This window comes from Campylobacter sp. 2018MI01, from assembly GCF_018501205.1.
Taxonomy (GTDB): domain Bacteria; phylum Campylobacterota; class Campylobacteria; order Campylobacterales; family Campylobacteraceae; genus Campylobacter_E.
This window is the reverse complement of record NZ_JAHCZE010000050.1, coordinates 1-12,636: the sequence shown is the minus strand read 5'-3', so window position 1 is coordinate 12,636 and position 12,636 is coordinate 1. Positions and strand designations below refer to the sequence as shown.

17 protein-coding genes are annotated in these 12,636 nt (G+C 26.4%); 10 read left to right on the top strand and 7 right to left on the bottom strand.

What is annotated here, in order from left to right; translation table 11 throughout:
* Positions 1–425: 425 nt before the first annotated feature.
* Both KJQ97_RS07460 and KJQ97_RS07455 read right to left on the bottom strand, forming a co-directional pair.
* Entirely contained in the window at positions 426–656 is a 231-nt protein-coding gene (locus KJQ97_RS07460) for a hypothetical protein (RefSeq protein WP_214120440.1), read from the bottom strand.
* A 460-nt stretch (positions 657–1,116) separates the two neighbouring features.
* Positions 1,117–1,440 (bottom strand): hypothetical protein, encoded by a 324-nt coding sequence (locus tag KJQ97_RS07455; RefSeq protein ID WP_214120439.1) that lies wholly within the window; start codon positions 1,438–1,440, stop codon positions 1,117–1,119.
* 294 nt (positions 1,441–1,734) lie between these two features.
* Between KJQ97_RS07455 and KJQ97_RS07450 the strand changes: the two genes are divergently transcribed.
* Positions 1,735–2,184: a hypothetical protein gene (locus tag KJQ97_RS07450; protein WP_214120438.1), complete on the top strand. Its 450-nt coding sequence runs from the start codon at positions 1,735–1,737 to the stop codon at positions 2,182–2,184.
* Between the two features lie 31 nt (positions 2,185–2,215).
* On the opposite strand, the gene KJQ97_RS07445 is transcribed toward KJQ97_RS07450, so the two are convergent.
* Together KJQ97_RS07445 and rdgB are read right to left on the bottom strand one after the other, a co-directional pair.
* The gene (locus tag KJQ97_RS07445; protein WP_214120437.1) at positions 2,216–2,704 is read right to left on the bottom strand and encodes a hypothetical protein; all 489 of its coding nucleotides are present in this window, start codon (positions 2,702–2,704) and stop codon (positions 2,216–2,218) included.
* 126 nt (positions 2,705–2,830) lie between these two features.
* The gene (gene rdgB / locus KJQ97_RS07440; RefSeq protein ID WP_214120436.1) at positions 2,831–3,424 is read right to left on the bottom strand and encodes an RdgB/HAM1 family non-canonical purine NTP pyrophosphatase; all 594 of its coding nucleotides are present in this window, start codon (positions 3,422–3,424) and stop codon (positions 2,831–2,833) included.
* A gap of 34 nt (positions 3,425–3,458) precedes the next feature.
* Between rdgB and KJQ97_RS07435 the strand changes: the two genes are divergently transcribed.
* Together KJQ97_RS07435 and KJQ97_RS07430 are read left to right on the top strand one after the other, a co-directional pair.
* Entirely contained in the window at positions 3,459–4,601 is a 1,143-nt protein-coding gene (locus KJQ97_RS07435) for an aminoacetone oxidase family FAD-binding enzyme (protein WP_350028221.1), read from the top strand.
* On the top strand, positions 4,594–5,586 hold the full coding sequence (locus tag KJQ97_RS07430; RefSeq protein ID WP_214120435.1) for a pyridoxal phosphate-dependent aminotransferase: 993 nt from the start codon (positions 4,594–4,596) through the stop codon (positions 5,584–5,586). The genes KJQ97_RS07435 and KJQ97_RS07430 overlap by 8 nt, the downstream gene beginning before the upstream one ends.
* Positions 5,587–5,608: 22 nt before the next feature.
* Here the strand turns inward: KJQ97_RS07430 and ruvB are convergent, their stop codons facing one another.
* Entirely contained in the window at positions 5,609–6,619 is a 1,011-nt protein-coding gene (ruvB, locus tag KJQ97_RS07425; RefSeq protein WP_214120434.1) for a Holliday junction branch migration DNA helicase RuvB, read from the bottom strand.
* 68 nt (positions 6,620–6,687) lie between these two features.
* Between ruvB and KJQ97_RS07420 the strand changes: the two genes are divergently transcribed.
* Both KJQ97_RS07420 and KJQ97_RS07415 read left to right on the top strand, forming a co-directional pair.
* Entirely contained in the window at positions 6,688–7,107 is a 420-nt protein-coding gene (locus KJQ97_RS07420; protein ID WP_214117301.1) for an Hpt domain-containing protein, read from the top strand.
* The gene (locus KJQ97_RS07415; RefSeq protein WP_214120433.1) at positions 7,104–8,135 is read left to right on the top strand and encodes an AI-2E family transporter; all 1,032 of its coding nucleotides are present in this window, start codon (positions 7,104–7,106) and stop codon (positions 8,133–8,135) included. The genes KJQ97_RS07420 and KJQ97_RS07415 overlap by 4 nt, the downstream gene beginning before the upstream one ends.
* Here KJQ97_RS07415 and KJQ97_RS07410 read toward each other — a convergent pair.
* Entirely contained in the window at positions 8,132–9,121 is a 990-nt protein-coding gene (locus tag KJQ97_RS07410) for an alanine racemase (protein WP_214120432.1), read from the bottom strand. The genes KJQ97_RS07415 and KJQ97_RS07410 overlap by 4 nt on opposite strands.
* Positions 9,121–10,083: a L,D-transpeptidase family protein gene (locus tag KJQ97_RS07405; protein WP_214117312.1), complete on the bottom strand. Its 963-nt coding sequence runs from the start codon at positions 10,081–10,083 to the stop codon at positions 9,121–9,123. The genes KJQ97_RS07410 and KJQ97_RS07405 overlap by 1 nt, the downstream gene beginning before the upstream one ends.
* A gap of 144 nt (positions 10,084–10,227) precedes the next feature.
* On the opposite strand from KJQ97_RS07405, the gene KJQ97_RS07400 reads away from it, so the two are divergent.
* The 5 genes from KJQ97_RS07400 to KJQ97_RS07380 all read left to right on the top strand — a co-directional run.
* Positions 10,228–10,653 (top strand): copper chaperone PCu(A)C, encoded by a 426-nt coding sequence (locus tag KJQ97_RS07400; RefSeq protein ID WP_214120431.1) that lies wholly within the window; start codon positions 10,228–10,230, stop codon positions 10,651–10,653.
* On the top strand, positions 10,653–11,087 hold the full coding sequence (locus tag KJQ97_RS07395; protein WP_214120430.1) for a hypothetical protein: 435 nt from the start codon (positions 10,653–10,655) through the stop codon (positions 11,085–11,087). The genes KJQ97_RS07400 and KJQ97_RS07395 overlap by 1 nt, the downstream gene beginning before the upstream one ends.
* Position 11,088: 1 nt before the next feature.
* On the top strand, positions 11,089–11,619 hold the full coding sequence (locus tag KJQ97_RS07390; protein WP_214120429.1) for an SCO family protein: 531 nt from the start codon (positions 11,089–11,091) through the stop codon (positions 11,617–11,619).
* Positions 11,620–11,665: 46 nt separating this feature from the next.
* Positions 11,666–12,070, top strand: coding sequence for a hypothetical protein (locus tag KJQ97_RS07385; protein ID WP_214120428.1), 405 nt, complete (start codon positions 11,666–11,668; stop codon positions 12,068–12,070).
* Positions 12,071–12,103: 33 nt separating this feature from the next.
* Positions 12,104–12,636: SLC13 family permease (locus tag KJQ97_RS07380; protein WP_214120427.1), on the top strand; the 533-nt coding region annotated here is incomplete at its 3' end.

The following is a 12,636-nucleotide window of genomic DNA, read 5'->3' as shown; positions in this document are numbered from 1 at the left end:
GTATATATAATACATAATTTATAATATATATTTTTGCAATAAAAATATTTTTATATATCAAAAATATCAAAGATAATCTATACAGATATAAAACAAAGACACCTATTTATCAGAAATAAAATTAAGAAGTAGAACCACATATTAGCTATTATGTAGTTCAAGGTTAGAAACCTTTATTCTTTCCAAGTAATATAATTATATACATAAAAGGTAAATATATTTTTGTAGATAAAAAAGCTGATTAAATCAAGCTATAAAAATATGCTAGGTAGATACAATTAGCATAAAGCTAATGTATCTTTGATACCTAGCCAAAAAAGAAACTTATTTTTGTTCTTGTTTTTTTGTTTTTAGATAGTCTAATGAATAATAAATTCCAATTAATCCTATAATGCTTATAAAACCCATAATTACATATGCGTTAATCATTGTATATCCTTTCTTATGTTATCTATAACAATTCCTAAGATAAACATTATCATACTTCCTGTTATTGAAAAGCATATTGTATAAAGATTAAATGCAGAATCTGACCTAAATACAAATGCAACAATAATTGCTATCATAAAAGCTACACTAAAACCATAGCAACTTCTTGATATATTTTCTAAAACAAATTTGTTTGAAAAAATATACTTTTTTAAAATTTTTTTCATGATTATATCCTTTTAAAAGTTAATTAAAACATTAAAAACCAACCCCAAAAGGAAAAATAACACCCATAATGGGAATATTATTCCCATAGGGGCAACAATTTCAGACCTAAACCACGCCGTTATCGTGGAACACAGGTGTCTGACCTACCTTTTTTGTGTTTAAAAAGCTAGTGCTATACACCAACTACAAAACTTAGCAAACGCTAATCCAGTAGCTAGTGTTACGACACTAACTTTAAAGCAAAAATACAAAATTTCATTTGCCATTTTTTTCTCCTTAAAAATAAATTTAAATAAACTCATTTTTAGGAGAATAATTACCCATTGGGGTTTTTCTCCCCAAATGGGCTTATTTAAATTCATACCCAACACGACCGAAGTCGTGTGAGTAAAAAACTCCACTATACAAGCATTGACAATGCTAAAAAATGATTGAAAATAATTTGCATGTGGAAGAAAATTATCTAGCAATAACCTCAAGTGCTGAGTTTAAGAACTCAGTTCTTTCAAGGTTATTTAAATAACAACCTATTAAATATAGGATTGTTATAAATCCTATTCCTAAAAGAAATTGCAAATTAGGGTTATTTGTAACACCTAATATTTCTTTTTCTTTGGTTGCTTTTTCATTTTTTTCTTTATATGGCACTAAAGCCATATTTTTGGGAATATGTGTGCATAACCCATTTTTATCTATTAGCCAAGCTCTAGCTTTTGCTTCAGCTCTAGCTCTTCTAATAAAGGCAATTTGTTGCCTTGTTAAATTTTTTTCAAAATTTGCCATGATTTTTCCTTTCTAGTTCCGAAAGGGGTGGCAAAAATACAATATTCCTAGAGGATATTGTATCCCCTAAGGAACATAAAATAAACAAATGGTTTTTGTTTATAGATATAATGATACCTATATGGCAAGGTTGAACCATTAAACCTAACTTCTAAGAAGTTGCCATTTTTAAAAAAAATTGAATTATTATATCATATATTAAATAACTATTGTTTTAAAAACAAATGCTTATTTTATTTTAAGTAAATTTATACTATAATTATAGTATGAAAATAATTTTATGGAGTAAAATATATGAAAAAAACTATTTGGAAAAGTGAAGTAAGATTTTTTCAATTTAGCCTTTGGTGGTTAGCGTTCATACCTTGCTTATTTGTTTTTGCTTGGAATTTAGGACTTGCTTGTATTACTGATTTTATAAAATTAGGACATATTGATTTTAGCAATATAAGTGTTATTGATAATGCTATGAATACTTGTAAATATTATTTAGCTTTTATCGGTGTTATTTATGTAATTTTATCGTTTTTTATGTTATTTTTAAATGGTCTTAGAGATAAAATTAATGGTATTGTAGATTATGTATTTACGAAATTACCTATGTGGGATAATGAGCCTTTTAATGATAGTAAAAATAATAATTTACACGATTGTGATTGGCTTGAAGATACTAATTTTATAGACGACCCAATTACAGGTATTATTTTTGAAGATCTTCCAGGAAATATTTTTCATAAAAGTTGATATACCCAACCCTTTTTTAGGGTTGGTAATATTAAAATTTCTTATTGATTGCAGAATTAGCCCATTCTTTCATCTTATCAGCATTGCTACCTAATACATACCTTTGGTCGCCAACTTGTAGATATTTACCATTTATATCTCCTTTTTCATAGAATACCCATTGTCCTTTTTGCTCAATTTCTGCTCTACTATGAATTAATTTATCATTTTTATCGTAAAGTCCTTCAACTCCATTTACTGATTTTATTCTCATTCCACTATCTGCTAAATTTACTATATTTGTAGTGTCTTTTACATTAGTGTTTTGAATCTTTTTATGTTGATTACTAACCTCATTTTCTCTTCTTTCTACTCTTTTTTCTATTGGTTTAGTATCAACCATTTGAGTTTTATCTTCAACATTATCAATACCTGCTCCTAATTGATTATTTAAAGCCTTAGTATCTTGACTAAATGCACTTTGATTACCTATCTCACTCATTCTATTAGTTAAATAGCTTAATCTTTCTTTAAAGCTCATATATTTACTATTAAACTATAGTGTCAATTATAGATACATTTTATAATATAGTTTTTTAAATTAAATATGAAATTATTTCATTCTTTTAGTTTTTCAATTTATTAATTAATAAAAATTAATAAGAATTTAAAAAATCTTTTTTAATTCTTCTAAAGCCTTAAATCTGTGGCTAATTTTATTTTTTTCATCTTGACTAAGCTCTGCAAAAGTCTTACTTAATCCTAAAGGAATAAACATACTATCATAGCCAAAACCATTATTACCGCTTTCTATTTTACTAATCGTTCCATCGCAAACGCCTTTTGCAAATTCTATCTTTGAATTAGTGATTAAGCATAAAACGCAAACAAAACTAGCCTTACTAAAATCAACTCCAATTTTTGTTAATTCAAGGCGTAATTTTTCTCTATTTTTAGCATCTTTTTCATCACTAAAATCATTTGCGTATCTAGCAGAAAAAATGCCTGGAGCATTATCTAAAGCCTCAACGCAAAGACCACTATCATCAGCTAATACTGCATAATTTTTCTTATCTTCTTCGCTTAATTTATCCCACAATGCTTTTGCTTTAATTTTTGCATTTTGTTTAAAGCTATTTCCATTTTCAATAGGATTAAAATCACTAACAAAATCACTTGCTAAATAAAGCTCACAATTTGTTAATAATTCTTTAAATTCTTTTAATTTACCACTATTTGAACTCGCAATTATTATTTTCATTATCTATCCTTTATAATTTTTAGTATTATAAGTAATAAAAATACCAAAAGGACAAACCATTAAAGATTTAATAATTATTGGAGCTGGAGCAGCGGGATTATTTTTGGCTGCTAATTTGAAAAAAAATGCTTTAATTTTAGAGCAAAATAACGCCGTTGCTAAAAAACTTTTAATAAGTGGTGGTGGCAAATGCAATGTAACGAATGAAAATATCAATATTAAATCGTATTTATGCGATGATTATGATAAATTAAAGCAAAGTTTAGATGAGTTTAGCTATCAAGATAATCTTAATTTTTTTAAAGGAATTAAGTTTAATAAAATTAGAAATAAGCAGTTTTTTGCTCCTAATTCTTCGTTAATACTTGATAGATTATTAAGTCAAAATAAATCAAAAATTATGCTAAATACTAAAGTTTTAGGCTTAGAAAAGGTAAATAATTCTTATAAAATCATCACAAATAAAGGCGAGTTTTTAGCTAAAAATGTAGTAATTGCTACCGGTGGAATTTCTTTTGCTACTTTAGGAGTAAGCGATATTGCATTAAAAATTGCAAAAGAATTTCAAATAGGATTTAGCGAGTTTTTACCTGCTTTAGTGCCACTTACTTTACAAAAAGATGAGTTTTTTATGAAAAATCTTAGTGGAATTAGCATTGAAGTTTGCATTAATGATACTTTTAAAGGTTCTATGTTATTTACCCATAAAAGTATTAGTGGCCCTGTGGTTTTGAGTGCTTCATTGTTTTGGACTAAAGGCAAAATCAAAATTAATTTTCTAAATGATTTTAAAATAGATTTTAGTAGTTTAAAGCAAGCTAGCACGCATTTATCTTTACCTAAAGCTTTTATTAAAGAATACTTAAACGCAAATAATTTAAGCGATAAAGCAATGAATAAATATAATTTAGAAGAAAAAGAGATTATAAATAAATTATATAATTATGAGTTCGCACCAGCAGGAAATCTAGGCTTTAATAAAGCAGAAGTTTGTAAAGGTGGAGTTAGTCTAAAAAGCCTAAATGAGCATTATGAAAGCTTAGGAAATAAAGGTTTATTTTTCATAGGTGAATGTTTAAATGTAGCAGGGATTTTAGGCGGATTTAATATACATTTTGCATTTGCTAGTGCAAAAAAATTGGCAAATTATTTAAACAAGGAGTTAAAAGATGATTGATTTATCAAATAATGAAAATACCTTAATAAAGCACGATTTTAAAAGCATTATGAATGATTATGATTTAATGTGTAAATACCCTTGCGATAGCGAGTATTTGCTAAAAGAAGAACTAGCCAAAAAGCATAATGTAAAATCAAATAACATAAGCTTAGGTTGTGGCTCAAGCGATATCATTTATAGAACAATTTGTGCTTTAAATGCAAGAGCAAAAAGCGAAAATAAAGAGCTTAATTTAATAGTTCCTATGCCAACATTTGATTTGGTTTTAAGCATTGCAAAAGCTTTAAAAGTAAAAATCACTTATATTTATTTAAAAGATGATTTTATCCTAAATGTAAATGATATAAAACCATTAAAAAACTCATATAATTTAATTTACATTACCAATCCAAACAACCCAAGTGCAAAAGAGCTTAGCCAAAATGATTTAGAGTATTTATGCTCAATTTGTAAGGATAATACTTATATGATTTTAGATGAAGCTTATGCTGAATACAATGCTAATTTTGTAAGTATTAAAAAATGTCAAAAAAATATAATAATTACTAGAACCTTTTCTAAAATCTATGCTCTAGCAGGACTTAGAATAGGATATGCTATTGCTGAAAATGAATTGCTTTCTTTTATTGATGAGTTTATTTTAATAGACAATATCAATGCTTATGCTTTATTTTGTGCTATAAATGCTTTAAAAGATGAAGAATTTGTAAGTAAAACAAGAGCTATGACCTTAGAAAATAAGGCTAAATTAGAGCAGGTTTTAAATGAATTGGATATTTTTTATTTTAAATCTAATGCTAATTTTATTTTACATAAAATAAAAAGTGAAAATTATCATAATTTTATGCTAGAAAACGGCGTTAAAGTAGGTAGAAAAATACATAATTATCCTTTATTTAACAGAATTAGCGTAGGAAATATTGAAGAATTAAATGTATTTTTTAAAGCCTTAAAATTAGCAAAAGAAAAAGATTTAGTATAAAAATAAATTAAGAATTTAATTCTTAATTTATATCAAATAAAGAAGGTGTATAACCGCTTAATCTTAAAAGCGAATAAGCTTTAGTGGTTGCTACCCTTCCTTTTGCACTTTTTTCTATGTAATTATTTGCTATTAAATAAGGTTCGATTACATCTTCAATAGTTCTTTCATCTTCGCTTAAAGCTGCTGCAATAGTATTTAAGCCCACTGCTTTTTTAGCCTTGCATAAAAACTCAAGATAATTTAAATCGCACTCATCAAGACCTAATTCATTTACGCCTAAACTCTCAAGCGCTAATTTAGCTCTTTTTAAAGTGATTTTTGTTTCATTATTTACTATGGCAAAATCCCTAACTCTTTTAAGAAGTCTAAGGGCAATTCTTGGGGTGCTTCTGCATCTTTTAGCTATTTCTTTACTAGCGTCGTTATCACAGGTAATATCAAGCTTTAAAGCAGCTTTGCTAATAATTAAGGCAAGTTCATCAGGGGTATAAAACTCTAGCCTACAATTAATCCCAAATCTATCCCTAAGCGGAGTTGAAATTCCACCGCTTTTAGTAGTAGCAGCAATTAAGCAAAACTTAGCTAAATCAATTTTAACGGTTTGAGCTGCAGGACCACTTCCTATTATAATATCAAGACGAAAGTCCTCCATCGCTGGATATAAAACTTCTTCAATAGCAGGGCTTAAGCGATGAATTTCATCAATAAATAATATATCTCCATCTTCAAGATTTGTAAGAATTGCAGCTAAATCTCCGCTTTTTTCTATCATAGGAGCTGCTGTGGTTTTGATATTTACTCCCATTTCATTTGCAATTATATTTGCTAAAGTAGTTTTTCCAAGACCTGCAGGGCCAAAAAATAAAGTATGATCAAGCGGAGCATTTCTTAACTTTGCTGATTTTATAAATACTTTTAAATTCTCTTTAGTTTTGTTTTGACCTACATATTCATCAAAAGTGCTTGGTCTTAGGCTAATTTCATATTTGCTATCATCTTTAAATTGTTCAATTTCAACTATTCTTTCCATTTTTTACCTTAAATAATGTTTGTAAATAATTTGTATAATCTTAGCAAAATATAAAAACGAGTGATTACATGAATAAAAATTTAGGACTTTTAGGGCAATTAGAATTAGAATTTGATTTTGATATCGTTGATGATTTTATGACCCATTTTAATATTTTTTGCGATTCTTTAGAGCCTGTTATTATCGCACTTGAAGATGAAGATAAATATAAAAATAAAGTAAATGAGCTTTTTAGAATGTTTCATAATATGAAAAGCGCTAGTGGTTTTTTAAAAATTAATCAATTCGTAAATATTTGTAAAATTGTTGAAGATGTCTTAGATGAAGCTAGAGATATGAGAGGTCCTGCTAGCGATGAATTAGTAGATTGGCTACTTTTTGTAACTGACCAATTTATGATATACAAAAGAGATTTTAACGATAATAATCCTTATCTATCAGCTTTAAATCCAAAAATTATTCACCTACCACAAAGGCTAAATAAATGAATGCTAAATATTTTATAACAGCTATTGTTTTATTGGTTTTATGTTGTTTGCTTTATTTATTTAAACCTTTTTTATTAACTATTGCAATTGCTGTTTTAATGGCAGTTGCTACTGCAAATCTTCATCATAAAATATTCATAAAAACAAAAAGAAAATATGTAGCTCCAATAGTTTTAACAACTATGATGTCTTTATTATTTTTTGCTCCACTTGCATACACTAGCTTTTCTTTAGCAAGCTCAATTAAAGACTTAGATATAGCTCAAATTCAAACAACAATTACAAAATTAAAATCAGCAGAATTTAATTTACCAAGCAATTTAGACTACATAGAGCCAAAAGTAAAAGAAGCTTTAAATGAAATAGATTTAAATAATGTAGGTAAAAATATATTAAATTATGCTTCAAATTTTACAAAATCAGGTGTTAAATTCTTTACTGAACTTATATTAATAATAATATTTTATTTCTTCGCAAATTATTATGGAGTAGAACTTGTAGGATTTTTTAGAAAACTTATGCCGCTTAAAAAAAGTGAATTTGAAAATGTATTAGGTGAAGTATCTAATGTAATGAGCGTTGTGTTTTATTCTGTAATTATTACTGCTGTTTTTGAAGGTTTATTATTTGCAGTATTTTTAATGTATTTTGGATATAACGGACTTTTAATGGGTATTTTATATGCAATATCTTCGCTAATTCCATTAATAGGCGGTGCTTTACTTTGGGTTCCTGTTAGTTTATATGAATACTCTCACGGCAATACAGCAAATGCTATAATAATTGCACTTTATTCAATTATTATGATTTCTATTATTGCAGATACTTTTGTAAAGCCATTAATAATTAGATGGATTAATGAAAAATTGTTAAAAACTCCAGCAAATGTAAATGAGCTTTTGATATTTTTTGCAATGATTGCTGGTATTTCTACATTTGGCTTTTGGGGAGTTATATTAGGGCCTGCTATTTTGGCTTTATTTTTATCAGTTGTAAAACTTTATGTATTAATTATAGAAAAGCATTAAATTATTATTTTTTTAATGCTTGGATTTAATCTAACTAAAGCTTCATAAACATTAGTATTAAAATAATTTGCGTATTTTAAAGCATCGTTAAATACGCAGATATTTTCTTTATTAGTATCTTCAATACTAAAGCTATCCATTGAGATTTTGCCTAAAACTTGTTCGTTATTTGCTAATTTAAATTCTTTTAAACCTTTATAATATAAAAGCCCATCTCCATATCCTAAATCATAATTAGCAACTTTTAAATCCTTATTAGATACAAAAATCTCATCATATCCAATACTATCTCCAGCACTAATAATTCTTGAGCTAATTTTTTCAGCCCAAAGACTTAAAACCGGCTTTAAATTAGCCTTTACATCGCAATACCCAAATTGTGCTAAGCCTACTCTAGCAGCCTTATCGTATTCATTTTCATCTAAAAATAAAGTGCTAGAATTTGCAGAGTGAAAAAACACTTCATCAGAATAATTATTCTTTATAAACTCGCACATTTTTATATAAAGTGGTTTTTGATTTTTAATATTATTTGGACTTGAATAATGAGTGAAAGCTGATACTAATTTCAGCTTTTTTTCTTTAATAATTTTTAGAGCTAATTCTAAATTGTTTTCACATATTCCACTTCTATGCATATTAGTATCAAGTTTTAAAGCGACTTTATCTTCATTATTTAAATAATCAAAATAACTCAAATCATTAATAGCTAAAATATAATTATCGCAAGCTTTATAATGCTTTGGAATTTGAGATAGTATTAATATATTTTTAAATTTATTTTGAATAATACTAGCTTCATTTATGTTTTTTACTGCGACATTTTTAATACCAAATTCTAAAGCCAAATCACTAATTATATTAATATCGTGCCCGTAAGCATTGTCCTTTAAAATAATGATTAATTTATCAATGCTACTAACTTTTTTTAAGCACTCATTTAAATTATAAAAATAATTTGCTTTATTAATTGTGATAAATGCCATTATTGCTCCGTTAAGATTGACATTTTTCCATTTACTAATTCAATATATAAAACTTTTTCACCATTAAAAGTATAACTTGAAGTAGCATAATTTTCATAAAAAGTAATCTTAAATATTTTTCTTTGCTCTAAATTAGGATAAGGAATTATATTTATATCTTTAAATTGTATTGTTTTATCCTGCTTTCTACTAAAAATTGCCTTTTTTTGCTCCTTGAAAGCAGATATTTTCGTGCCATCATATTTAATAAACTCATCACTATAATAACTAAGATATGTTTTATAATCATTGTTAGTCCAAGCATTTTTCCAATCAAATAAATTAGCCAATATTAAAGCAATTTCATCAGCATTTGTGCTAACAACGCCTTTTTCATTGATTAATACATATATTTTTTTATTATTTACAATGCCATTAAAATCTAGCAAAACATCATTAGTCATTACAACACAACCCTTAGTCTTATAAGCATCATATCTTACATCGCCTTCAAGTGGAAAACCATGAATCCAAATTCCAGAGCCTGTTTTTTTACGAACTTTATCATATAAATTAGGATAGTTTAAAACAAAAGCATAAGGTCCATAATAATTATCAGGTGGAACCATTTTGTTTAAAACCTGATAAGCTCCAATAGGGGTTTTTAAGTCCCCTTCTCTTTCTTTATTACCCATAAGACCTGTTATTACACTTTGCTCGAATTTAGGTGTTAATTTGTTGTTTTTTTCTTCAAATAAAACTAATTTTTGTTTATCTTTATCAACTACTACCACCATAGCATCATCACTATAGTATCCATATTTTAAATCAAGTCCTTGCAATTGAGTTTGCCAAAACTTAACATCACTAAGTCCAGCTTCAAGCTTATTTTCAACTGCACCTATGCCATCTTTTAAATAAATTTGTAATAAATTGTCTGAATATAAATAAATTGATAATAATAAAATTATGATTTTTTTCACTATTAGCTCCTATAAAAGTTAAGGACTAATTATAAAAAGTAATTTTAAAGCTAAGTTAATACCAAAAATGTTTTTTTGATTATTGCTTTCATTAAGAAAAATTTATTTATAATCCTTATCGTTTTTATTAAAAAGGAGAATTCAATGAAAAAGATATTATTAGCGTTAAGTTTAGGTGCAAGTTTATTTGCAAACAACATAGAAATAAGTGAGCCTTATGTTAAAATTACCCCACCAAATGCAAAAAATTCAGCTATTTTTATGAGTATTAAAAACAACTCAAATGAAGATATAAAATTAGTTGATGCTAAATGTGATTTTGCAAAAAATACAGAAATCCACACTCATATTCACGAAGATGGTATGATGAAAATGATTAGAATACAAGACGCAACAATCAAGGCAAATGATACTTTAGAACTAAAACCAAAAAGCTATCATATTATGCTAATGGATATTAAAGATAGCATTAAAGAAGATACTAAACTTAATTTAGAACTAAGCTTTAGTAATGGCGAAAAAGTTGAATTAAAAGACATTCCAGCAAAATCAATAATTCATGCTCATTAATGAAAAAATTAATATTTTTATTAGTAATAATTGCTATTTTTGCAAGTTTGTTTTATTTTTATCCAAATTCTAAAAAAAGGGAGTTAATCACTACATTAACTCCACTTAGTTGCGATTTAAATGTAAGTGAGTGTGAAGTAGATTATAAAGGTAAAAAAATCATATTTGATTTAAGTCCAAAACCGCTAAAAACCTTAGAAGAAACAAAAGTAATTATTAAAAATTTAGAAGATTTTCCCAAATTAAATGCAAGACTTTATGGGCTTAATATGTATATGGGAGATATTGTAGGAGAATTTGAAAAGATTGATAATACTTATATTGGAGATATTGTTTTTAGTGCTTGTACTGAAAATACTATGAGATATAGATTAGAATTATTTAATGACAATAAAAGCCTTGATTTATCTATAGATTTTGATGTTAGGAGATAGTATGAAAAAGCTAATTATTTTTATTTTTTTAGGATTAATCTTAACTGCTTGTTTTAATAATAAATATGATTTTAATTTAAAAGGAGTAGGTGATAAAACTTATACCCTTAAAGATTTTAAAGGAGATAATTTATTAATTTACTTTGGCTACACATTGTGTGCTGATATATGCCCTACTTCTTTAGCTATTGCCACTAAAGCTTTGAATGAATTAAATAGAAATGATATAAAAATATTATTTATTAGTCTTGACCCTAAAAGAGATACGGCAAATGATATAAATGAATATGTGCAATATTTTTATAAAAACTCACTAGGACTTGTGCCTAGCGAAGATGAGCTTAAAAGAATTTCAAAAAACTATGGGGTAAAATATGAGTATATTTATCAAGATAGTGCTGCTGAATACACCGTAGCCCATAGCTCAAGTTTTTATATAATTGATAAAGATGGTAATTTCAAAGGAGAAATAAGCAATTTAACAAATGCGAATGTTAAGAAAAAAATTAGCGAATTTTTAGGTAATAATTAACTATTTACTTTTACAATTCGGTTTTTAAATATATAAAGGAGAAATAATGGCTACTAAAAAAACTAGCGAAAAAGAAACAAAGCAAACAGCTAAAAAAACTACTGCTAAAAAAGAAGTAAGTAAAAAAGAAACTTCTAAAGAAGTAGCAAAAAAACCAACTGCAACAAAAGCTGAAAAAGTAGAAAAAGAAGTAGTTGAAGATAAAGCTGTTAAATCTAAATCAAAGGAAACTACATTGTCTAACGAAGTAAGTAAAGTTGAAGAATTACAAAATGAAATTGAAAAATTAAAAGCTGAACTTGGTATTATGAAACAATTCAACAATAATCGTGATAAAAACTCAAGCGATAAAATCTTTATGGAACTTGAAAAATTAAAAGAGATTATTTATGGTTTAGAAGATAGAATTGAAGAGCTTGAATATCAAGTAAGCGAAAAAGACGATTATTAATATTCATTCCGTTTTTCGGAATGAATTAAACTTATGCTATTTACATTTATTCTTTCATTAATTAGTTTTGTTGTTTTAATTATTTTTAAAGGTATTAATTTTACTTATTTAAATTCTTTATATGATTTTATAAGTTTTAAGACACTTGCCCTACTTTCTATGTTTATAGCTGTTAATAAATCCTTAGAATTAATAGGAGCATTTAAGCTACTTGCCTTTTATGTATTAAACAAAATTACCAAATTAAAAACCATAGCAATTTTACTAATACTAATATGTTTTTTTAGCTCTATGTTAGTTACTAATGATGTAGCGTTGCTTTGTTTTGTGCCTTTTAGTATTTATTTATTAAAAGAATTAAAAGCGAAAAAATTTACTATGCAAATCATAATATTACAAACAATAGCAGCAAATCTTGGCTCAATGCTAACCCCATTTGGAAATCCACAAAATTTATTTATATTCACATATTTTCATTTAGATTTTTTAAGCTTTTTTAAAAGCACTTATATTTACTGCTTTATATCTTTAATATTATTATTTATTTTTACCATAAACATTAAAAA

What these genes read in the sequence shown, in the direction of transcription:
- KJQ97_RS07455 (WP_214120439.1), bottom strand. Translation starts at nt 1,440, where the DNA reads ATGGCAAATTTTGAAAAAAATTTAACAAGGCAACAAATTGCCTTTATT.
- KJQ97_RS07395 (WP_214120430.1), top strand. Translation starts at nt 10,653, where the DNA reads ATGAAAAAATTAATATTTTTATTAGTAATAATTGCTATTTTTGCAAGT.
- KJQ97_RS07390 (WP_214120429.1), top strand. Translation starts at nt 11,089, where the DNA reads ATGAAAAAGCTAATTATTTTTATTTTTTTAGGATTAATCTTAACTGCT.
- KJQ97_RS07415 (WP_214120433.1), top strand. Translation starts at nt 7,104, where the DNA reads ATGAATGCTAAATATTTTATAACAGCTATTGTTTTATTGGTTTTATGT.
- KJQ97_RS07460 (WP_214120440.1), bottom strand. Translation starts at nt 656, where the DNA reads ATGAAAAAAATTTTAAAAAAGTATATTTTTTCAAACAAATTTGTTTTA.
- KJQ97_RS07420 (WP_214117301.1), top strand. Translation starts at nt 6,688, where the DNA reads ATGAATAAAAATTTAGGACTTTTAGGGCAATTAGAATTAGAATTTGAT.
- KJQ97_RS07410 (WP_214120432.1), bottom strand. Translation starts at nt 9,121, where the DNA reads ATGGCATTTATCACAATTAATAAAGCAAATTATTTTTATAATTTAAAT.
- rdgB (WP_214120436.1), bottom strand. Translation starts at nt 3,424, where the DNA reads ATGAAAATAATAATTGCGAGTTCAAATAGTGGTAAATTAAAAGAATTT.
- KJQ97_RS07430 (WP_214120435.1), top strand. Translation starts at nt 4,594, where the DNA reads ATGATTGATTTATCAAATAATGAAAATACCTTAATAAAGCACGATTTT.
- KJQ97_RS07385 (WP_214120428.1), top strand. Translation starts at nt 11,666, where the DNA reads ATGGCTACTAAAAAAACTAGCGAAAAAGAAACAAAGCAAACAGCTAAA.
- ruvB (WP_214120434.1), bottom strand. Translation starts at nt 6,619, where the DNA reads ATGGAAAGAATAGTTGAAATTGAACAATTTAAAGATGATAGCAAATAT.
- KJQ97_RS07445 (WP_214120437.1), bottom strand. Translation starts at nt 2,704, where the DNA reads ATGAGCTTTAAAGAAAGATTAAGCTATTTAACTAATAGAATGAGTGAG.
- KJQ97_RS07450 (WP_214120438.1), top strand. Translation starts at nt 1,735, where the DNA reads ATGAAAAAAACTATTTGGAAAAGTGAAGTAAGATTTTTTCAATTTAGC.
- KJQ97_RS07400 (WP_214120431.1), top strand. Translation starts at nt 10,228, where the DNA reads ATGAAAAAGATATTATTAGCGTTAAGTTTAGGTGCAAGTTTATTTGCA.